This is a genomic window from Pseudoduganella danionis, from assembly GCF_009720775.1.
GTDB classification, from domain to species: domain Bacteria; phylum Pseudomonadota; class Gammaproteobacteria; order Burkholderiales; family Burkholderiaceae_D; genus Rugamonas; species Rugamonas danionis.
This window is the reverse complement of the sequence record NZ_WNKW01000001.1, coordinates 687,563-708,940: the sequence shown is the minus strand read 5'-3', so window position 1 is coordinate 708,940 and position 21,378 is coordinate 687,563. Positions and strand designations below refer to the sequence as shown.

At 61.0% G+C, this 21,378-nt stretch carries 11 protein-coding genes; 6 read left to right on the top strand and 5 right to left on the bottom strand.

The window, feature by feature from the left end; all coding sequences use genetic code 11:
* Positions 1-31 precede the first annotated feature (31 nt).
* From GM655_RS02980 to GM655_RS02970, 3 genes are all read left to right on the top strand, one after another.
* Positions 32-2,362: a methyl-accepting chemotaxis protein gene (locus GM655_RS02980; protein WP_155433123.1), complete on the top strand. Its 2,331-nt coding sequence runs from the start codon at positions 32-34 to the stop codon at positions 2,360-2,362.
* A 118-nt stretch (positions 2,363-2,480) separates the two neighbouring features.
* The gene (pulA, locus tag GM655_RS02975) at positions 2,481-5,246 is read left to right on the top strand and encodes a pullulanase-type alpha-1,6-glucosidase (RefSeq protein WP_155433122.1); all 2,766 of its coding nucleotides are present in this window, start codon (positions 2,481-2,483) and stop codon (positions 5,244-5,246) included.
* Positions 5,247-5,295: 49 nt separating this feature from the next.
* The gene (locus tag GM655_RS02970) at positions 5,296-5,652 is read left to right on the top strand and encodes a PKD domain-containing protein (RefSeq protein WP_155433121.1); all 357 of its coding nucleotides are present in this window, start codon (positions 5,296-5,298) and stop codon (positions 5,650-5,652) included.
* Positions 5,653-5,683: 31 nt separating this feature from the next.
* Here the strand turns inward: GM655_RS02970 and GM655_RS02965 are convergent, their stop codons facing one another.
* From GM655_RS02965 to GM655_RS02955, 3 genes are all read right to left on the bottom strand, one after another.
* Positions 5,684-7,378, bottom strand: a complete 1,695-nt coding sequence (locus tag GM655_RS02965; RefSeq protein ID WP_155433120.1) for an alpha-amylase family glycosyl hydrolase — start codon at positions 7,376-7,378, stop codon at positions 5,684-5,686.
* Between the two features lie 20 nt (positions 7,379-7,398).
* Positions 7,399-9,030, bottom strand: a complete 1,632-nt coding sequence (locus GM655_RS02960; RefSeq protein WP_155433119.1) for an alpha-D-glucose phosphate-specific phosphoglucomutase — start codon at positions 9,028-9,030, stop codon at positions 7,399-7,401.
* A gap of 111 nt (positions 9,031-9,141) precedes the next feature.
* Positions 9,142-10,470 (bottom strand): MFS transporter, encoded by a 1,329-nt coding sequence (locus GM655_RS02955; RefSeq protein WP_155433118.1) that lies wholly within the window; start codon positions 10,468-10,470, stop codon positions 9,142-9,144.
* A gap of 175 nt (positions 10,471-10,645) precedes the next feature.
* On the opposite strand from GM655_RS02955, the gene GM655_RS02950 reads away from it, so the two are divergent.
* The 3 genes from GM655_RS02950 (at position 10,646) to GM655_RS02940 (ending at position 16,722) form a co-directional block, all read left to right on the top strand.
* Positions 10,646-13,096: a TIM-barrel domain-containing protein gene (locus GM655_RS02950; RefSeq protein ID WP_155433117.1), complete on the top strand. Its 2,451-nt coding sequence runs from the start codon at positions 10,646-10,648 to the stop codon at positions 13,094-13,096.
* Positions 13,097-13,245: 149 nt separating this feature from the next.
* Positions 13,246-15,081, top strand: a complete 1,836-nt coding sequence (locus GM655_RS02945; RefSeq protein ID WP_155433116.1) for a M2 family metallopeptidase — start codon at positions 13,246-13,248, stop codon at positions 15,079-15,081.
* A 129-nt stretch (positions 15,082-15,210) separates the two neighbouring features.
* On the top strand, positions 15,211-16,722 hold the full coding sequence (locus GM655_RS02940; RefSeq protein WP_155433115.1) for a tryptophan halogenase family protein: 1,512 nt from the start codon (positions 15,211-15,213) through the stop codon (positions 16,720-16,722).
* Positions 16,723-16,797: 75 nt separating this feature from the next.
* Here GM655_RS02940 and GM655_RS02935 read toward each other — a convergent pair whose 3' ends face one another.
* Positions 16,798-18,321, bottom strand: coding sequence for a tryptophan halogenase family protein (locus GM655_RS02935; RefSeq protein WP_155433114.1), 1,524 nt, complete (start codon positions 18,319-18,321; stop codon positions 16,798-16,800).
* Between the two features lie 94 nt (positions 18,322-18,415).
* On the bottom strand, positions 18,416-21,181 hold the full coding sequence (locus GM655_RS02930; protein ID WP_229632348.1) for a TonB-dependent receptor: 2,766 nt from the start codon (positions 21,179-21,181) through the stop codon (positions 18,416-18,418).
* Between the last annotated feature and the right edge of the window lie 197 nt (positions 21,182-21,378).

The following is a 21,378-nucleotide window of genomic DNA, read 5'->3' as shown; positions in this document are numbered from 1 at the left end:
ATAAGGGAGTTACTTATTTTGCGAGCCCTGAATGAAGAAAGTCGTCACCCGATTCCTCTCCCTCCCCCTGTGGCGTCCCGGCGCCCGTCTGATGCGCGTGATGCGCCTGCCGGGCAAGTTCCTGCTGATTAGCGTCAGCTTCCTGATTCCCCTGATCTGGCTGTTCTACAGCTACAACTCGGCCGCACGACAGGATCTGCGTGTCGTCGGGCGCGAGCGCCTGGGCGTGCGCGTCATGTCGCCGCTGCTGCAGGCACGCGAAGCAGCGATTAGCTGGCGCCTGCAGGCGCGCAGCGCTGCCGATGGCGAGCCCGCACCGGAGCTGACCACGGCACGCGGCGCTTTCGATAGCGCTTTCCAGAAACTCGACAGCGTGGAAGCCGAATCGGCCGATGCGCTGGGCACCAAGGCCGATATGATCAATGTGCGCGAGGCTTATCGCGTCGCACAGGGCAATTTCAGCTCGGGCGAGGAAGCCGCCCAAAAGCTGCGCACACTCGACCTGGCGCTGGTGAGGCTGGCCGAAAGCACACTCGATAATTCCGATCTGTCGCTCGACCCGGCACTGGAAAGCTACCACCTGATGAGCGCCGCCCTGCTGCACGCGCCGCAAGTGATCGACCGCCTGTCGGAACTGCGTACGCTGGGCCGCAGCAGTCTCAAGGCCGGCAGCATCACGCCACAGCAAAGCATCCAGATCCAGCGCCTGCTGGCCATCATCGAACACGAACAGCGTCAGGCCAAGCAGGACCGCGCCATCGTCGCCGCCGCCAAGCCGCAATATGCCAGCGCCCAGCGCAGCGAAAGCGAGGCAGCCCTGAACGCGTTGGCCACGCTGGTACGCAGCAGCTTCCCGTATGGCCAGAGCGAAGTAGCGGGCGACCGCAATGCTTACGGCGCCCAGGTCAACGGCGCCATCAAGCTGCAGTTCGAAGATATCGCCGCCAATCTGGGTGTGCTCGATACCATGCTGGCCGAACGCGAGTCCGGCTTGCGCACGGCGCTGTATGCCACCCTGACGCTGTGCCTGATCGCCATCCTGCTGTCGGCCTATCTGTTCGTCGGCTTCTACAATTCCATGCAGAGCGGCTTCAAGAAGCTGCGGCGCGAGCTGATCGCCATTTCCATGGGCGATCTGCGCTCCGACATCCGCCCTACCGGCAGCGATGAACTGTCGGGCATGCTGCGCGAGCTGACCAATATGCAAAAAGCTTTGCGCGATACCGTGGCAGAAGTACAGCAAGCCAGCGATCTGGTGGTGTCGTCCAGTATCGATATCGCCGAAGGCACGCGCAACCTGTCGAGCCGCACGGAAGCTGCCGCTTCCGCGCTCGAACAATCCTCGGCAGCGCTGGAGCAGACCGTCTCCACCGTGCAGATGACGGCCGACTCGGTACGGCAGGCCTCGGCCATTTCTATCGAAAACGCTGCCGCAGCGACCCGTGGCGGCGAAGTGATGCACAACGTGGTGCTGACCATGGAAGGCATCGAAGCATCGTCGAAAAAGATCAGCGAAATTATCAGCGTCATCGACGGCATCGCCTTCCAGACCAATATTCTGGCGCTCAATGCAGCGGTGGAAGCGGCGCGTGCCGGCGAACAGGGGCGCGGCTTTGCCGTGGTAGCCACCGAAGTGCGTGCGCTGGCGGGCCGCAGCGCGGAAGCCGCACGCGAAATCAAGGCGCTGATTACCCAGAGCTCGCAGGAAGTGCGGGCCGGTACCGACGTGGTACGCCAGGCGGGCCAGACCATTACGGAAATCGTCGCCAACGCGGCGCAGATCAAGCTGCTGCTCGACGACGTGGCCAATGGTGCGCGCGAGCAGAGTCTGGGCATAGGCCAGATCGGCGAAGCCGTGGCCGAATTGGACCGCAACACCCAGGCCAACGCCCAGTTGGTGGACGAAACCGCCGCCTCGGCCGGCACCCAGCGCGATGTGGCCATCCATCTGGCCGCACAGGTAGACGAATTCCGCCTGCCCGGCAAGGGTTCCGGCAAGCTGGTGGAAGGGGTGGACGTGGACAGCATCATCGATGCGCACCGCCAGTGGAAAGTCAAACTGCGCGACGCCATCGAACAGGGTGATCAGATCGACGTCAAAACGCTGGAGCGCGACGACTGCTGCGCACTGGGCAAATGGATTTATGGCGAAGGCCAGCGCCTCGGCGGCCGCCCCAGCTTTGTTACGCTGATCGACAAGCATGCGCGTTTCCACCGCATCGCCGGTCAGGTCGGCGAATTGATCAACAAGGGCGATTACCTGCGCGCTGAACAGGCACTGAGCCACGGCACGCCGTTCTCCAAAGCCACCACGGAGGTGGTGGAAGTGCTGTCCGGCGCAAAACGCCTGGGTTTCGAGTAAAAAACGGCCATCAAGTATCAAAACTACAGATTTTGGATTACCATAACCGGCAAATTCCACTGTAATGCAGTTGATTTTGTAACTGCACTACTAAAAATCTAACGTTTCGGAGACTAGTATGGCAGCTCATCCCCGTGCCGCGTGGCGTTACGCGGCTGGCCTCACTCTGGGTAGCGCCATGGCGCTACCCTGCCTGGGCGCCAGCCCCGCCCCCACGCTGGCCGCCTGCGACGGCCCCTACGCCACCACGCTGCAGGCCGCCCCGGCCAGCGATGCACGCGCCTACTGGCTGGACCGCCAGACCATCCTATGGCCCGGCACCAGCGCCAGCGATGGCGTAATCAAACTGTATTACGCCAGCACGCCGACGCTCAGCGCCAGCAAAGGTGCGGCCGTACGCGGGGCCGAAGCCGTGCTGCCACTCAGCGCCATGACGACTGCACTCCCCGCTGCACTCGCGCAGCGCTTCCGCTTTGTTGCCAAGGGTGCGCAGCTGCAGCTAGCCGCCGCCGATAGCGCGCGCCTGCCGCAACTGCTGACGGGCCAGTTGATGCTGGTACTGGAAGGCACTGATGGCAAAGTACGCGACGCCACCAGCTTGCAGATCGCCGGCGCACTGGACGACCTGTATGCCTCGGCCGCAGAGGTGAACGATCTGGGCGTCAGCATCGCCAGCAATGCCGCCGTCAGCTTCAAGCTGTGGGCGCCCACGGCCCAGCAGGTGGCCGTCTGCACTTACGCCAGCGGCACGGCAGCCGCCAGCAGCATTCAGCCCATGCAGCGCGACAGCGCCAGCGGCGTCTGGTCGCTACAGAGCAGTACCGCACAGGACGGCCAGTACTACCGCTACGTGGTCGATGTGATCGCACCGTCCACGGGGCTGGTGCGCAATCTGGTCACCGATCCCTATTCCGTCAGCCTGACCACGGATTCGCGCCGCAGCTATATCGCCGACCTGAACGCGCCCCGTCTCAAGCCGGCCGGCTGGGAGCGCGAGCGCCGTCCCAAGCGCGTCTACTTCCAGCCTGACATGACGGTGTACGAGCTGCATGTGCGCGATTTTTCCATCAACGATGCCAGCGTCAGCGCCGCCAGGCGCGGCAAATATGCGGCCTTCACGGAAAGCACCAGCAACGGCATGCAGCATCTGGCTGCACTGGCGCAGGCCGGCATGACGGACATCCATCTGCTGCCCGTATTCGATATCGGCAGCGTGCCCGAACAGGGCTGCATCACGCCTCAGATCCCGGCCGGGCTGGCACCCGATAATACGGAGACACAGGCCAACATCGCCCGCACCCAGGCCAGCGACTGCTACAACTGGGGCTACGACCCGTATCACTACAGCGCGCCGGAAGGCAGCTTCGCCAGCGATCCGGCCAACGGCGCCACCCGCATCATCGAATTCCGCCAGATGGTGCAGGCACTGCACAAGGCCGGCCTGCGCGTCGGCATGGACGTGGTGTACAACCACACGTTCATCGCGGGCCAGAATGAAAAATCGGTACTCGACCGCATCGTGCCCGGCTACTACCACCGCCTGAACGGCAACGGTGCAGTCGAGCGTTCCACCTGCTGCGACAACACGGCGACAGAAAACCGCATGATGGGCAAGCTGATGATCGATTCCGTTGCGCTGTGGGCGCAGCAGTACCACATCGATTCCTTCCGCTTCGACCTGATGGGGCATCAGCCGCGCGCCGCCATGGAGCAGTTGCAGCTCAAGGCCGACCGCGCGGCGGGCCGCCACATCAACCTGATCGGCGAAGGCTGGAATTTCGGCGAAGTGGCCGATGGTGCGCGCTTCGTGCAGGCTTCCCAGCTCTCGCTCAATGGCAGCGGCATCGGCACCTTCAGCGACCGTGCGCGTGATGCCGTGCGCGGTGGCGGCGCCGGCGATAGCGGCCTGCAGATGATCAGCCAGCAGGGCTATATCAATGGTCTGGTGTACGACAACAATGCGCAGGCCGGCAAGCGCAGCATGACCGATCTGCTGCAGACGTCCGATATGGTGCGCGTGGGTCTGGCCGGTTCCATCCGCAGCTACCCCATGCGGCGCTACGACGACAGCATCCAGCCGCTGCAGAACATCGTCTACGGCGGCAACCAGCCGGCCGGCTACGCCAGCGAACCGGATGAAGTGGTGAACTATGTGGAGAACCACGATAACCAGACGCTGTACGATATCAACGCCTTCAAGCTGCCCACCTCCACCAGCAGCGCCGAGCGCGCACGCGTGCAGATGCTCGGTGCTGCCATCAACGCCTTCAGCCAGGGCGTGGCCTACTTCCATGCCGGCTTCGATATCCTGCGCTCGAAATCACTGGACCGCAACAGCTTCGAATCGGGCGACTGGTTCAACCGGCTGGACTGGAGCTATCAGGACAACTACTACGGTGTCGGCGCACCGCGCGCGGAAGACAATGGTAAGGACTACGACCTGATCCTGCCACTGCTGCGTAACAGCGCCATCAAGCCCACGCCCAACGATATCGCCTTTGCACGCGATGCCTTCCGCGACCTGCTGCGCATCCGTTCCAGCAGCACGCTGTTCCGCCTACGCAGCGCGGCCGAAATCCGCCAGCGCCTGAGCTTCTACAATACGGGCAGCCAGCAGGTGCCAACGGTATTGGTAGGCCACCTCGAAGGCGCCGGCTATGCCGGGGCGCAGTTCAAGTCCATCACCTATCTGATCAACGTCGATACGCAGGTGCACAAGCTGACCATCAGCGAAGAAAAAAACCGCCATTACCAGCTACATCCGGTCCACACCGACATGGCCGCAGCGGACAAACGCGTGGCCTCGGAAGCCAGATTTGACGCCAGCACGGGTTCCTTTGTAATTCCGCCACGAAGTGCCGTGGTATTCGTAGAAACGTACTAAAAAATCATGCTATCTTTCCGGCTCCCTATGGATCCGGAAAGAGATCGTGATGAGACACCACTACGCAGCAGCCCTGTTCCTGTCAGTGTTACTTTGCGCCTGCGGTGGCGGCGACTACGTGCCGCCTTCCAACCATGCGCCTGTTGCCAGTGCCGGTACGGCGCAGGTGGTGACTGTGGGGACGTCGGTGAAACTGAATGGCACGGCAAGCGATGCCGACCAGGATCTGGTGTCCTACCTGTGGACCCTGTCCAAGCCGGCCAATAGCGTGGCCTATCTGCTCAACTCCAAAGTCGCTACGCCGACCTTCAATCCCGATGTGCCCGGCGTGTATGTGGCGACACTGATCGTCAATGACGGCAAGCTCGATAGCTTGCCGTCTACCGTGATGATCACGGTCCAGTAAGCGCGTCGGGGTAAATCCAACTAGCCGCGCTTCAATCCTGCCCTATCAGTAGTACCGCATTGCGCGTACCGAAGTTGACCTGACCGTGACGAACCACGGCAGTTTTGCCGCTGTAGTAGTCGCGCACTTTGGCACCGTCGGCGAACACGCCATGCAGCGCAATGCTGGTGCTGCGGTCGGTCGGCAGATCGAGCGCCACCACCACCTTGTCCTGTAGCGCGCCCTTGCTGTAAGTGCGTTTAAAGACATAGGGCTGCGCCTGCAGTTGCTGGTGCACGCCAGCCCCCACGGCGATATGGGCCTGCCGGAACAGGCCCAGCTTGGCCCAGTGCGCACGCACTTGCGCCACGCGGTAGCCGTCACGCTGAGCATTCTGTTTCAGCTCATCCCAGTTCATAAACGAGCGCAGCTTGGCATCGCCCACGGCTTCGGCCACGTCGAGCCGGCGTGCCGTTTCGTCGCCGTAGTAGATCTGCGCTGCACCGGGTGCCAGCAGCAGCTTGTTGGCCGTCACAAACGGACGCTGGCGCGCCGCATCGTAAGGGCGGTCGAAATCGTGCGAAGCCAGATAGTTGAGCACCGAATAGCCCTGCAGCGCGCCACCATGCAGCATGGCCGAGTAGCGGCTGAACATGCTCTCGTAATCCTGTTCGGCATCGGCCACGGTGCCGAAGTTGATCAGGCTATCGAAGCCGTTCTGGTAGTAGTTGGCGCTGTGGCCGCCGCCGAGATCATGTAGCTGGCCGTCCGCCAGCCGGTAGTTATACACTTCCGCCGTCATGTAGAAGCGCTCGTCCGACAGCTTCTTGGTGGGGTTGGCGCGCTTCCAGTCTTCGAAGGCCGCATCGGCCACCGTACGCAGCTCCTTCCACACGGGCGCTTCCACGTGTTTTACCGTATCGGCACGGAAGCCATCCACGCCGTATTTGCGCACCCAGTCGCTATGCCATTTCATCAGGTAGTAGCGTGGTGCACGCGGATAGCCGGTGCGGGCGAAGAATTCGTCGAGCTCGCGCTGTTCGCGCTCCAGCCGTCCTTCACGCTGCCACTTGGCCACCAGCGCAGGCGGCAGCGCTACCGGCGTATCGCTATCGGTACGCACATCAGGCAGATTCTTCACCAGCGTGCAGCTAATAGTACTGGCCGCATCCTTGTAGGTGCAGGTCGGCGCCGTGCGCACCCACTCGTCCGGCCATACGGGATCCGCTTCCGTCACCGGCCCCGTATGGTTCATCACCACATCGAGCAGCACACGGATGCCGCGCTGATGGGCCGCTTCCACCAGCTCGCGGAAATCCTGCTCCGTACCCAGATTGGCATCGATAGCCGTGAAGTCCGCGGCCCAGTAGCCGTGGAAGCCGTAGGACTTGCCCGTGCCTTCGTCGGTACCGGCATGGATCTGTTCCACGGGTGGCGTCAGCCAGATCGCGTTCACGCCCAGACTGGTGAAATAACCGGCGCGGATTTTCGCCGTGATACCAGCCAGATCACCGCCCATGAAACCGCGCAGCGGCGCTGCATCGGCCTTGCGGCCATAAGCCAGATCGTTGGCGCGGTTAGCGTTGTTGAAGCGGTCCGTCAGCAGGAAATAGACTGTCGCGTTATCCCACGAGAATGGCCGGGCTGCTGCCCGCGCTGCCGCCGGTACTGCCTGCGGCGCCGCCGTAGCAAGGGCGCTGCTACCCAGTGCCAGAGCCACTGTGAGTGCGAGAGGTGTCAATTTCATGCTGTCGTCCTGTAGTGAGTTTAGGTGATAACGCTAGGGCGCGCACGGCCGGTCCAGCCGCTGATACCGGCCACCTGTTCGGCGATCAGTATCAATGCGGACAGGGCCTGCTGCGTGAGCAGATGGTGGTAGGTGGGGTCGGCTTCGTAACGCTCCAGATAGACGCGCAGCGTGGCTCCTTCCGTACCCGTGCCGGACAGGCGGAACACGATGCGCGAACCGTCCGTCATGACGATGCGCACGCCCTGCCCGGTCGAGATGGAGCCGTCGACGGGATCGGTGTAGGCAAAATCGTCGGCATAATCGACCACGTAGTTGCCGAGGTCCTGGCCGGCCAGCGATGGCAGCTTGATGCGCAGCGACGCCATCAGCTCGCTCGCAGCATGGGCGTCGATGGCTTCGTAATCATGGCGCGAATAATAGTTGCGGCCGAAGCGGGCCCAGTGTTCATCGACCAGTTGCTGCACGGGTTTGCCCGTGGCGGCCAGCAGGTTAAGCCAGAACAGCACAGCCCACAGCCCATCTTTTTCACGGATATGGCTGGAGCCCGTGCCATAGCTCTCCTCGCCGCACAGGGTCGCCTTGCCCGCATCGAGCAGGTTGCCGAAGAACTTCCAGCCGGTGGGGGTCTCGTAGCAGGTTATTCCCAGCGCATCCGCCACCCGATCGGCCGCACGCGAAGTGGGCATGGAGCGGGCGATGCCGGCCAGTCCCTGACGGTAGCCCGGTGCCAGCGTCGCATTCGCCGCCAGCACGGCCAGACTATCGGACGGGGTCAGCTCGAAACGGCGGCCGACGATCATATTGCGGTCGCCATCGCCATCCGACGCAGCGCCAAAATCAGGCGCGTCATCGTCCGCCATGATGGCGATCAGTTGCGCGGCGTTGACGGGATTCGGGTCGGGATGGTGGCCGCCAAAGTCTTCCAGCGGCACGGCATTGATCACCGTACCGGCCGGCGCGCCCAGCAGCCCTTCCAGTATGGCCAGCGCATACGGCCCGGAGACGGCGTGCATGCCGTCGAAGCACATGCGGAAGCCACCGGCAAACAGCGCCCGCATGGCATCGAAGTCGAATAGCTGCTGCATCAGCTCCGCATAATCAGCCACCGGGTCTATCACCTGCACCGCCATCTGCTCGAGCTGATAACTGGCCGGCTGGCTCAGGTCTATCTCGTCCGCATCGCTGATGCGGTAGCTGCCGATAGTAGTGGTGCGCTGGTAGATCGCCTCGGTCACACTCTCGGGCGCGGGGCCGCCATTGGCGATGTTGTACTTGATGCCGAAGTCGCCATCGGCGCCGCCCGGATTATGGCTGGCCGACAGCACGATGCCGCCCATGGCGCCATGCTTGCGGATCACGCAACTGACGGCAGGCGTGGACAGGATGCCGCCCTGCCCCACCAGCACGCGCGCATAGCCATGGGCTGCGGCCATGCGCAAGATGGTCTGCACGGCCACGCGGTTGTGGTAACGGCCATCGCCGCCCAGCACCAGCGTCTGGCCGCTGCAATCGCCGAGCGTATCGAACACGCTCTGGACAAAATTTTCGAGGTAGCCGGGCTGCTGGAAAACCGTGACTTTTTTCCGCAGGCCGGAAGTGCCGGGCCGCTGGCCCGCGAATGGAAGAGTAGATCGGACTTGTATGCTCATGTTCGCTCCGCGCATGGGTAGGGCAGATTGCAGGCACCATCGACGCCGCCCGCACTAGCCCGGACGGGCCAGAGCCGCAGCGCAGAGAGTGATCATGCGAACAATATTACCTTACTGGCCTACCGGTTCTGCGTTGTCGCGCACAATCAGGGTCAACACACCGGCCACGATCATGCATACGCCGCCCAGCATCACCGTCTGCACGGTGTGGCCGGCGAACAGGTGCTTGGTGACGAAACCCAGCAGCAAGCCGCTGACGATCTGCGGAATCACGATGAAGAAGTTGAACACGCCCATGTAGTAGCCCATGCGTTTGGCAGGCAGAGCGCCGGCCAGTATCGCATACGGCATGGTCAGGATGCTGGCCCACGCTATGCCCACACCTATCATCGGCACATACAGCAGGTTCACATCATGGATGGCATACAGGCTGAACAGACTCACGCCACCGATGACCAGGCAGCTCATGTGGACGAATTTACGGCTGGTGTAGCGCGCGAAGATAGGCAGGATGAACGCGGCCAGTGCCGATACACCGCTATACACGGCAAACATTACGCCCACGCGGTTGCCCGCTTCCTGATAGGCGGCAGACTGGGCATCGACCGTACCGAACACGTTTTCGCCTATGGCCGAAGTGGTGTAGATCCACATCGCGAACAGCGCAATCCAGGTAAAGAACTGCACTGCCGCCAGTTGCAGCATGGTAGCCGGCATGCGGGTAAAGCCACCCATGATTTCACGCAGGGCGAAGGCCATACCCTTGGTGCGGCGCTGCTCGGCGCGGAAAGCCTCCAGGTCATCGGGCGGCGTCTCTTTCGCCGTCAGCACAGTCCACAGCACGGCCAGCATGTAGATGGCGCCACCGCTGTAGAAGGAATAGCGTACGGTATCGGGAATCGCGCCGTTGACGGGCACATTGCTCACGTGCAGATAGTCGGCAAAGATGGTCGGCAGCAGCGACGCGATCACGGCGCCCCAGCCGATGAAGAAGGTCTGCATGGCGAAACCAGCAGTCTGCTGCGATGGCCCCAGCTTGTCGCCGACGAAGGCGCGGAACGGCTCCATCGACACGTTGATGGCGCCATCCATCAGCCACAGTACGGCTACGGCCATCCACAACGCGGTGGAATTCGGCATCAGGAACAGAGCGATCGAGGCCAGCAAGGCGCCCACAAAGAAGAACGGACGGCGGCGGCCCCAAGTCGGGTGCCAGGTGTTGTCGCTCAAATAGCCGATGATGGGTTGCACCAGCAGCCCCGTAACGGGCGCGGCCAGCCAGAACAGGGAGAGGTCGTCGGGATTCGCACCAAGGGTGGAAAAGATGCGGCTGGTGTTGGCATTTTGCAGCGCAAAGCCGAACTGGATGCCGAAAAAGCCGAAGCTCATATTCCATAACTGCCAGAACGACAGTATGGGCTTACTGGTGGAAGTGTGCATGCGGCGTGTCCCCGACTATTTTGAGATTTGTAGCAAAATAACACGGCGCCTGATGTGTGTCAAATGATAGAACCCAAGGTAAAATACAGGAAAAAAGCCAACCTCACCGTAAAAATCCCTGCTTAAATGTAGCCAAACAACATAAACACGGACCATTTCGAGACGACCCGACTACATGAAAAAACCACCTTTGACCCGCCTTGCCGCCCTGCTGCCGCTAACCCTGCTGGGCAGCCATAGCGCACTGGCGCAGAATGCCGAACGCAAGTTCGAAAGTGCCAGCCAGCACGACGGCGTGCTGGAAGTGCGCACCAGCGATGGCCGCTACCTGATCAAGCCCTACACGGCCAGCATAGTCGAAACCACGTTTGTGCCGCATGGCGCAGCGGCCGACCCGGCCTCGCATGCCGTGGTGCTGGCGCCGGCGGGCATAAAAACCACACTGGCCAGCAAAGCGGGCAGCCTCGAATACACGGCCGGTGGCATGCAAGTGACCATCACCAAGGCTCCCTTCCAGATCAGCTACGCCTACAAGGGCCGCAAGCTGGTCGCGGAAAAGCATGGCTATATGAAAAAGCAGGACGATCCCGCTCACGGCAGCAAAGATATCCATCAGGGCGCAGCGCGCACGCTGGAAGCCATCGAATTCGCGCTCGACAAGGATGAAGCCCTGTATGGCGCCGGCGAGCGCGCCGTCGGCATGAACCGCCGCGGCCAGCGCTTCACGCTGTATAACAAGGCCCACTACGGCTATGGCGAGCATTCCACCCAGATGGGCTATGGCATGCCGCTGGCCCTGTCGTCGAAAATGTATGCGCTGCACTTCGATAATCCGCAGACGGGCTATCTGGATTTCGACAGCCGCAAGGACAATAGCCTGAGCTATGAAACCACGGGCGGGCGCAAGACCTATCAGGTGATCGCCGGCGACAGCTGGGAAGACCTGATCGCCAGCTACACCAGCCTGACGGGCCGGCAGCCCTTGCCGCCGCGCTGGGCGCTGGGTAATTTCGCCATGCGCTTCGGCTACCGCGATGAGGCGATCGCGCGCGCCACCGTGAATAAATTCATTGCGGACGATATTCCGCTCGACGCCATCGTGTTCGACCTGTTCTGGTTCGGCAAAGAAGTCAAAGGCACCATGGGCAATCTGGCCTGGGACAAGGATAACTTCCCCAACCCGGCCGGCATGATCAGCGACTTCCGCAGCAAGGGCGTGCAGACGGTGGTGATTACCGAACCGTTCATCGTCGATACTTCGGCCCGATGGCAGGAAGCCGTGGATAAAAAAATCCTCGGCACCGATGCGAGCGGCGCTGCGCTGGCCTATGACTTCTACTTCGGCCACACTGGCCTGATCGACATCTTCGGCCAGCCCGGCAAGGACTGGCTCTGGAATATCTACCAGGGCCTGCACCAGCAGGGCGTGGCCGGCGTCTGGGGCGATCTGGGTGAGCCGGAAGTCCATCCGGCCGCCATGCAGCACGCCACCGGCAGCGCCGAGGCAGTGCACAACATCTACGGCCACCAGTGGGCCAGACTGGTGGCGGAAGGCTATCAGCGCGACTACCCGACGGAGCGCCCCTTCATCCTGATGCGGGCCGGTTACTCGGGCACCCAGCGCTACGGCATCATTCCATGGTCGGGCGATGTGGACCGTAGCTGGGGCGGCCTGCACTCGCAACCGGAAATCGCGCTGCAGATGGGCATGCAGGGCGCCGCCTATATGCACTCCGATCTGGGCGGCTTTGCCAACCCTGTACTCGACAACGAACTGTATGCGCGCTGGCTGCAGTATGGCGTGTTCCAGCCCATCTTCCGCCCGCACGCACAGGACGATGTAGCGCCGGAACCCGTCTACCGCGATGACGCCACCAAGGCGCTGGCGCGCGAGGCGATCCGTCTGCGCTACCGCCTGCTGCCCTATAACTACACGCTGGCCTTCGACAATCACCGCTCCGGCCTGCCGCTGATGCGCCCCATGCTGTACGAAGAGCCGCGCAATGCCAAGGTGTATGCCATGTCGTCCACCTACCTGTGGGGCAAGGACTTGCTGGTGACGCCGGTACTGGCCAAGGGCGCCAGCGCGGCCGAGGTCTACTTCCCGGCGCGCAGCGTATGGTTCGACTTCTACACGGGCGCCAAACATGCCGGCGGCATGAGCGACAGCGTCAAACTGGAAGCGGACCATATCCCCGTGTACGTGCGCGGTGGCGCCTTCATCCCCATGGCCAAAGTGGTGCAGAGTACGCGCGACTACAACACCCGCCACATCGAACTGCACTACTACCACGATGCCAGCGTCAGCGCCGGCAGCGGCAAGCTGTATGACGACGATGGCGCCACTGCCAACGCCTATGAACAGGGTCAGTACGAGCTGCTCAACTTCGCCAGCAAACTGCAGGGCCGCGAGCTGACCATCAGCGTCAGCGCCGAAGCGGGCAAGCAGTATCAGCGACCAGACCGCAGCATCGCGCTGCAGGTGCACAATGTCACGCGCGCGCCTTCCGTAGTGCGCGTTGATGGCAAAGCCATGATGTTCGTGTGGGACGAAAGCAGCAAAGTACTGAGCGTAGCCATGCCAGCCAGCGGCGCCGCCAGCCGCAACGTCAGCATCAGCTTATAAACACCGGGGGTCAGGTCGGGCGTTGGCGCAGAGCTCGCTAATTTTTAAAGCGAGCTCTGCGCCAACGCCCGACCTGACCCCGCTGTAGGTGTATCATTGCCGCCCATCGGATGGTTACATCCGGTGCAATGACAAGACCACCAAGGGAGATGCCTGTGACACCAAAAATTATCAGCACGCTGCTGGCCCTAGCCGCCACGTCAGCCGCCAGCACCACCGTGCTGGCCGCCCCCCCCCAGAAACCGACCGTTGCCGAAGCCGAGCGCTTCCTCAGCGAGACGGAAGCCAAACTCAATAAACTGAATAACGAACAGGCGCAGGGCGCATGGGTCGGTTCCAATTTCATTACCGATGATACGGAAGCGATAGCCTCCTTCTTTGCCGAGCGCTATCTGACCGCCTCCGGTGAAGCCGCCATTGGAGCGCGCCGCTTCAACGGCCTGAAACTGCCGGCCGACTCGGCCCGCAAACTGCTGCTGCTGCAGCAGACGCTGGTGTTCGCCAACCCGAAAGAACGCGAACAATACGCCGCCCTGCAGGCTGGCCTGAACGGCGCCTACGGCAAGGCCAAATACTGTCCGAAAAATGCCGACGGCAGCGCGGGCGCCTGCATGGCGCTGGGCGAAATGGAAAAAGTGCTGGCGAATAGCCGCGACGAAGCCAAACTGAAAGAAATGTGGGCCGGCTGGCACGCCCAGTCGCCTGAGTACAAAGGCAAATACCTCGATTACATCGCCCTGTCCAACAAGGGCGCCAAGCAGATGGGCTTTGTCGATACGGGCGCCATGTGGCGCTCGCAGTACGACATGCCGGCCGATGCCTTTGCCAACGAAATGGAACGCCTGTGGCAGCAGGTCAAGCCGCTGTACGACTCGCTGCATACCTATAGCCGCTACAAGTTGCGCGAAACCTATGGTGCCGACGTGGTGCCGATGGAAGGCCCGATTCCGGCCCACCTGTACGGCAATATGTGGAGCCAGACCTGGAACAATCTGTACCCGATCCTGAAACCGGCTACGGGTGCCAGCAACTACAGCCTGACCAAGGTGCTGGAAGAGCGCAAGACTGACGCCAAGCAGATGACCAAGTATGCGGAAGGCTTCTACACCTCGCTGGGCATGCAGAAGCTGCCAGCGTCGTTCTGGGAACGTTCGCTGTTCACCAAGCCGCGCGACCGCGATGTGGTGTGTCACGCTTCGGCATGGCCGATCAACGAGAAGGATGATGTACGTATCAAGATGTGCATCAACCCGACCGCAGAAGACTTCACCGTGATTCACCACGAACTCGGTCACGTCTACTACTTCCTCGGCTACACGGGCCAGCCTTACCTGTACCGCGGCGGCGCCAATGACGGCTTCCACGAAGCCATCGGCGACACCATTGCCCTGTCCATCACGCCCGACTACCTGCAGAAAATCGGCCTGATGGATCAGGCACCGGATGCCGATGCAGATATAGGTCAATTACTGGAACGCGCACTGGGCAAAGTTCCTATGCTGCCGTTCGCCTACATGGTCGATAAATGGCGCTGGGATGTCTACGCCGGCAAGACCAAACCGGCTGATTTCGACAAGAGCTGGTGGCAGTTGCGCGAGCAGTACATGGGCATGAAACGCCCGGTCGCGATGGATGCTAAAGGGTCAGGTTTCGATGCCGGCGCCAAGTACCACGTGGCCGCCGACGTGCCTTACGCACGCTACTTCCTGGCCAATATGCTGCAGTTCCAGTTCCACCGCGCGCTGTGCCGCGAGGCAGGCTACACGGGGCCTCTGCACCGTTGCTCGATCTACGGCAACGCCAAAGCAGGCGCCAAACTGCAGCAGATGCTGGCCATGGGCGCGAGCAAACCCTGGCCAGAAGAGCTGAAAGCCATTTCGGGTGAAGAGCGTATCGACGGCGGCGCGCTGCTTGATTATTTCGCACCGCTGAAGACCTGGCTGGACGCCCAGAATGCTGCTTATGCAGCCGCTGCCAAGAAGTAAAAATGCCAACATCAGCGTAGCCGTCAGACGCTGTATTTAAGCGACAGTCCGAGACTAGCATCACCCCAGCGTGTATGATGAAGCACCCCGATTAACGGGTGCTTCATCAGCTTACAAAACGGAGTGAAAATGAGTCTGGGACTGGTTAAAAAAGTCGTCATCGTCGGTGGCGGCACATCGGGCTGGATGACCGCCGCCGCGATGTCCACATTAATCTCCAAAGGTTGCGAAATCCGCCTGATCGAATCCGATGAGATCTCCACCATCGGCGTAGGCGAAGCGACTATTCCTGTCATCCGCGGGTTCAATGACCTGATCGGCATCGACGAAAACGAATTCCTGCGCAACACGCAAGGCACGTTCAAACTTGGCATCGAGTTCGTCAACTGGGGCAAACCGGGCGACTCCTATCTGCATGGCTTCGGCGTGATCGGGCGCGACCAGATGCTGGCGCGCTTCTACCACTACTGGCTGAAGATGTACCAGGAAGGCAAGGCGCCGAATATCGAAGACTACTCGATCAACACGGCGGCCGCACGCCAGTTCAAATTCATGCGTGCCGACCGCGAAAGCGGCGATTCGCCACTGGCCGATATTTCCCACGCCTTCCACTTCGACGCTTCGCTGTATGCCAAATACCTGCGCCGCGTGAGCGAAAGCCGTGGCGCCATCCGCACCGAAGGCCGCATCGTCAAGGTGGAGCAACGCGCCAGCGACGGCTATGTGGAAGCGGTAGTACTGCATAGCGGCGAACGCATCGAAGGCGATCTGTTCATCGACTGCTCCGGCTTCCGCGGCCTGCTGATCGAAGAAACCCTGAAGACGGGCTTCGAAGACTGGTCGCACTATCTGCCGTGCGACCGCGCGATTGCCGTGCCATGCGCCTCGGTCAGCCCGCTGCTGCCCTACACCCGCTCCACCGCCCACAAGGCAGGCTGGCAGTGGCGCATTCCGCTGCAGCACCGCATCGGCAACGGCCATGTGTACTGCAGCCAGTTCATGCAGGAAGCCGAAGCGGAAGACATCCTGATGAATAATCTGGATGGCAAGCCGCTGGCCCACCCGCGCCACCTGACTTTCAAGGCGGGCAAGCGCAAGCTGGCGTGGAACCGCAACGTGGTGTCCATCGGTCTGGCCGGCGGCTTCATGGAGCCGCTCGAATCGACCAGTATCCATCTGGTGCAGACCGGTATTACCCGTTTGCTCATGATGTTCCCGCACATGGGCTTCGAGCAGGCCGATATCGACGCGTTCAACCGCGCCAATGACGACGAGTACATCGGCATCCGCGATTTCCTGATCCTGCACTACAAGCTCAATCAGCGCGTCGGCGATCCGTTCTGGGACTACTGCCGCAATATGCCGATACCCGATACGCTACAGCGTCGCATGGATCTGTACCAGAGCAACGGCCGCCTGCTGCTGTCGCGCGACGAACTGTTCACGGAAACTAGCTGGATACAGGTGATGCATGGTCAGGGCCTGCGCAGCAAGGGCTACCACCCGCTGGTGGATCAGCGCACGCCGGAGGAAATCGAAGCCTTCCTCAACAACGTCAAGGATGTGGTGCAGCGCTGCGTCGATCACATGCCGACGCACGAAGAGTACATTGCAGCGCAGTGCGCCGCCGAGAAGATGTAAAGCACCAGACTGACGGAAGCCGTGGCCGCTGCAGCGCGATGCTGCTGCGGTCACGGGCCAGTTTTCAGTGCCGGATTACTTCGGCATAGGCTGGCGCGGTGCAGCGCAATGCTGCGCAATATAGTCGGCGTGGCTCGGCATGTGCTGTACGCACTGGGCGATCACATCGCGTATGCTCTCCAGATACTTCTCCGCCTCTTCCACCGGCAGCAGATCGGCCAGCGGATCATAGCCTTGCGGCTTGAGGTTCTGGCCGTGCATCACCTGCAGCCAGCCCGTCTCCGCAAACAGCTCGTTATCGAAGCGCACCACGCGGCCACGCGCTTGGAACAGATCAATCTTATGCTGCAGCGAGTCCGGCACCGGCATGGCGGCGCACTGCTTCCAGAATTCGGAATCATCGCGCTGGTTGGCCTTGTAGTGCAGGATCACAAAGTCGCGGATACGCTCGTATTCAAAGCGACTCTGGCGGTTGTACTCGGCCACTTCCAGCGGATTGAAGCCACTATCAGGGAAGAATTGCAGCAGGCGCGCAATCGACGACTGGATCAGGTGGATGCTGGTCGATTCGAGCGGCTCGAGGAAGCCGCTCGATAGCCCGATGGCCACCACATTGCGGTTCCAGCCCTGCTTGCGCATGCCGGTCTTGAACTTGATCTGGCGCGGCTCGGCCAGCACATCGCCATCCAGATTTTTCAGCAGAATGTCCTGCGCCTGCGCGTCATCCATGAAGGCGCTGCAATACACATGGCCATTGCCGGTACGGTGCTGCAGCGGAATGCGCCACTGCCAGCCTGCCGTGTGGGCAGTCGAACGGGTATAAGGCGTCAGCACGGAAGCCGACTTGCACGGCACGGCCAGCGCACGGTCGCACGGCAGCCAGTGCGACCAGTCCTCGTACCCCGTCTTCAGCGCATCTTCGATCAGCAAACCACGGAAGCCGGAGCAATCGATAAACAGATCACCTTCGATACGCTCGCCCGATTCCAGCACCACCGCTTCGACAAAACCGTTATCGGGCCGTAGCGCCACACTGGCGATCTTGCCTTCGGTACGGCGCACGCCGCGCTGTTCGCTCACACCGCGCAGAAAGCGCGCATACAGGCTGGCGTCGAAGTGATAGGCGTAGGCGATATCGGCCAGCGGCGAATTGGGCAGATCGGGCCGCGCGGGCATGAATTTGTTGTGGCGCGCCGCCATGCGCGTGATCGAATACTCATCCAGCTCGCGCGCCTTGCCCAGCGCACGCATGCGTTGCCAGTACTGATCGAAACGCACGGTCCACAGGTCCTGACCGAGTATGCCGAAGCCGTGAATATAGCGGTCGCCCAGCTTGCCCCAGTTGACGAATTCGATGCCGAGCTTGTAGCTGCCCTGCGTGGCTTTCATGAACTCGGCTTCATCGATGCCGGCCACCTGATTGAAGCGCTGGATCATCGGAATGGTGGCTTCGCCTACGCCGACGATGCCGATTTCATCCGACTCCACCAGCCGGATGTTGTACTGCCCGCGCAGGATGGTGGCCAGCGCCGTGGCACTCATCCAGCCCGCCGTACCGCCACCGACGATCACGATATTTTTAATCGCAGTCTGCTGCATCCAACTTACTCCTCAAAAAACCAGCTCCAGAAACGAAACAACCCCGGCGAACCGGGGTTGATGTTAGCACTAACTATGCGTTGAACTGCGAGAGTTAGAACTTGTAGGTCAGACCGAACTGGTAGGTACGACCGAACACAGTTTTGTACGAGATGGCGCTGGAATCAACACCGTTGTACTCCTGGTAAGGCGTATTGTTCCAGTTGTTAGCCTGTACGTAGACCGACAGACCTTTCAGGAACGACTGCTGGAATTCATACGAAGCCTGCAGGTCGATGATGGTCTCGCCTTTTACGAAGGTCAGCTGTGCGTTGTCCTGGTAGTCGCTGATCTGACCCAGGAAGTCCGAACGGCGACGGGCAGCCCATGCGAACTGGAAGCCATTCTTCTCGTAGTACATACGCAGGTTGGTTACGCGCTTCGACAGGCCTGGCAGAGGAATCTTCACGCTGCCTACGCCCTGGGTGGCGAAACCAACTGCTGGCAGTTCGATACCGCTCTCGGTGTTCGAGAAGTTAGCCGAAGCACCGAAGCCGTCCAGATAGGTCGACACCAGCGAGAACGGTACGTTGACTGCGAACTCGTAGCCGTGCAGGTTGCCGCCGTCGCCATTGGTCGGGATGGTCAGCAGACCAACCGTCGAACCAGCGTATGGGCCGGTGGTTGGCAGCGGGGTAGCAGCCGTAACCTGATTCTTGAAGTCAAACGCACGTGGCGCACGCAGGATGTAGGTATCGAGTTTTTTGTAGAAGGCAGCAGCGCTGAAGTAGCCCTTGTTGCCGAAGTACTTCTCGTACGATACGTCCACGGCTTTTGCACGGAACGGTTCCAGTTTGGCGTTACCGCCGCTACCGGTCAGGATAGGTACGGTGTTGTTCTTGCTCACGCCGAAGGCCGAGCTAGCACGCATATCGTCGAGGTTAGCGCGGGCCAGCACTTTAGCCACGCCGAAACGCATCTGCTGTTCGTTACCCAGATCGAAGGATACGTTAGCGCTAGGCAGGAAGTCGCTGTACGAAGTGCCATCCGAGATCACAGACGATGGGCAGGTTTCAGGCGTAATGCCGGTGCAGGTTTCCAGTGCCACTTTGTTACCGGTGGTGGACTGCTTGGTGTGCACGAACTGCGCACCGAAGTTACCGCGGTAGTTGAAGCCACCCAGTGCACCATCCAGATCACCCATCGCATAAGCGGTGGTGACTTTCTCCGATACCGACCAGTCTTTCGCCAGCACGCTTGCATCTACCCACTTAGCCATGGTGTAGATCGAACCCAGAGTGCCGGTTGGGTCGAACGAAACGATAGGAATGCCGGTGGTACCTGCAGTCGCCACTTCGCTGCCTGGAACGGTTGCGGTAGCGTAGCCGCCGGTGCCCTTCACAACCAGACGACCTTCTTCGCCGTAGCGTACTTTGTCACGCTTGGTGTAGTTCAGGCCGAACTGCACGGCAGCCACTGGGCCCCATTCCACTTGCTGGCGACCGGACAGGCGGATTGCATCGATCTTGTCGTCCACGTTAGGCAGCGCTACATAGCCAGCCTGTGGCGAGTTAGGACCACCACCCCAGCCGTCGGTGTCGGTCAGGAAGGTTTGCGAGCGGTTCGAGTAGTCGAAGCTCGAGGTCAGCTTCATGCCTGCCAGGTTTTTGCCGTCGAAACCGGTCCACGACAGCGAGCCGATTTGCGAAGCAGGCACATTACCAGCCTGGCCCGCAGTGGTTTCATAACGCGAGGCGTTCTTGGTGGCTTTCGAGTGCGACAGGTCGCCGGTCAGGGTCCAGTCAGCGACTTTGAGCTGGGTGTTCCAGCCGATCGCCGTCAGTTTGTCGTCGGCCGATTCTTTGTGGTTACGTACGTCGCCCTTGAAGTTGCTGTAGGTACCGCTGGTCACTACACCATTCTGCACGGTGGCATTGCTCAGAACACCAACTGGGTCGTAACCGCCCCACGAACCGCCGATCGAACCTTCCAGACCGGTTTTCTTCAGGCTGGTGCTACCGGCCGAGTAGAACAGATCGACCGAAGTCTTGAAGTCTTTGTTAGGACGGTATTGCAGCATGGCGGAAACGCCATCGCGATTGTTTTTCGACGTTTCGGTATCCGCTTTGAAACCGGAAGGAACAACTACTTTCTGACCATTGTAGTCTACCGTCTCGGTGCCGCCGCCTTCGAATTTCTGCTGGCCGCCGCCGTTTTCTTTGTAGCTGGTGATACCCACTGCCACACCGATAGTGCGGTTAGCGAATTGGTCCACATAGCTGAAGGTGTAGCGCTTGCCGTCGCCTTCTGGCGAGCCGGAACGCACGCCGGTGCGCTCGTTGCGGATACCGGCAGCCAGCACGCGCTTGCCGAAGTCCAGCGGCTGCACGGTGCGCAGGTCGATGGTCGAAGCCAGACCCTGACCGATCACGGTCGCGTCCGGGGTTTTGTAGATCATGGCGCTGCCGATCAGTTCCGCTGGGAACAGATCGAATTCAGGGCTACGGGCATTGCCGGTCGACGCCATTTCGCGGCCGTTGACCAGAGTACCGTTGAAGCTCGGTGCCAGACCGCGCACGCTGATGTCGGCTGCCTTGCCCGAACCGCGGCTACGCTGGGCGGTGACGCCTGGCAGACGGGCGATCGATTCCGCCACGCTGGAATCCGGCAGCTTGCCGATGTCTTCAGCGGAGATGGCTTCAACGATGGAGGTGGAATTCTTCTTGATCGAGATCGCTGCTTCGATACCGCGCCGGATACCGGAAACGACCACGGTCTGTACGTCGGCCGATTTAGCGTCGGCTTGAGCGGCCGTTACGTCTGCAGCCTGAGCTGCTTCGCCTTGCGCAGCTTCTTGCGCGTAGACGTTGCTCGCCATCATAGACAGGAATACAGCGCAGCCAGCTGCGACTGGATTCAACTGGAACGCAGCGCTTTGACGGCGCTTATTCGCGAAAATACTCATTTAATGTCCCCTCAACACACGACACAAAACATAATTCCCGCAAACATCAGCCGCTCCGCAAGCCGGGGCGTCTCAAACTACACGGGATCCAAGGAAAAACAACGTTCTTAAGA

What these genes read in the sequence shown, in the direction of transcription:
- GM655_RS02980 (WP_155433123.1), top strand. Translation starts at nt 32, where the DNA reads ATGAAGAAAGTCGTCACCCGATTCCTCTCCCTCCCCCTGTGGCGTCCC.
- pulA (WP_155433122.1), top strand. Translation starts at nt 2,481, where the DNA reads ATGGCAGCTCATCCCCGTGCCGCGTGGCGTTACGCGGCTGGCCTCACT.
- GM655_RS02970 (WP_155433121.1), top strand. Translation starts at nt 5,296, where the DNA reads ATGAGACACCACTACGCAGCAGCCCTGTTCCTGTCAGTGTTACTTTGC.
- GM655_RS02965 (WP_155433120.1), bottom strand. Translation starts at nt 7,378, where the DNA reads ATGAAATTGACACCTCTCGCACTCACAGTGGCTCTGGCACTGGGTAGC.
- GM655_RS02960 (WP_155433119.1), bottom strand. Translation starts at nt 9,030, where the DNA reads ATGAGCATACAAGTCCGATCTACTCTTCCATTCGCGGGCCAGCGGCCC.
- GM655_RS02955 (WP_155433118.1), bottom strand. Translation starts at nt 10,470, where the DNA reads ATGCACACTTCCACCAGTAAGCCCATACTGTCGTTCTGGCAGTTATGG.
- GM655_RS02950 (WP_155433117.1), top strand. Translation starts at nt 10,646, where the DNA reads ATGAAAAAACCACCTTTGACCCGCCTTGCCGCCCTGCTGCCGCTAACC.
- GM655_RS02945 (WP_155433116.1), top strand. Translation starts at nt 13,246, where the DNA reads ATGCCTGTGACACCAAAAATTATCAGCACGCTGCTGGCCCTAGCCGCC.
- GM655_RS02940 (WP_155433115.1), top strand. Translation starts at nt 15,211, where the DNA reads ATGAGTCTGGGACTGGTTAAAAAAGTCGTCATCGTCGGTGGCGGCACA.
- GM655_RS02935 (WP_155433114.1), bottom strand. Translation starts at nt 18,321, where the DNA reads ATGCAGCAGACTGCGATTAAAAATATCGTGATCGTCGGTGGCGGTACG.
- GM655_RS02930 (WP_229632348.1), bottom strand. Translation starts at nt 21,181, where the DNA reads ATGATGGCGAGCAACGTCTACGCGCAAGAAGCTGCGCAAGGCGAAGCA.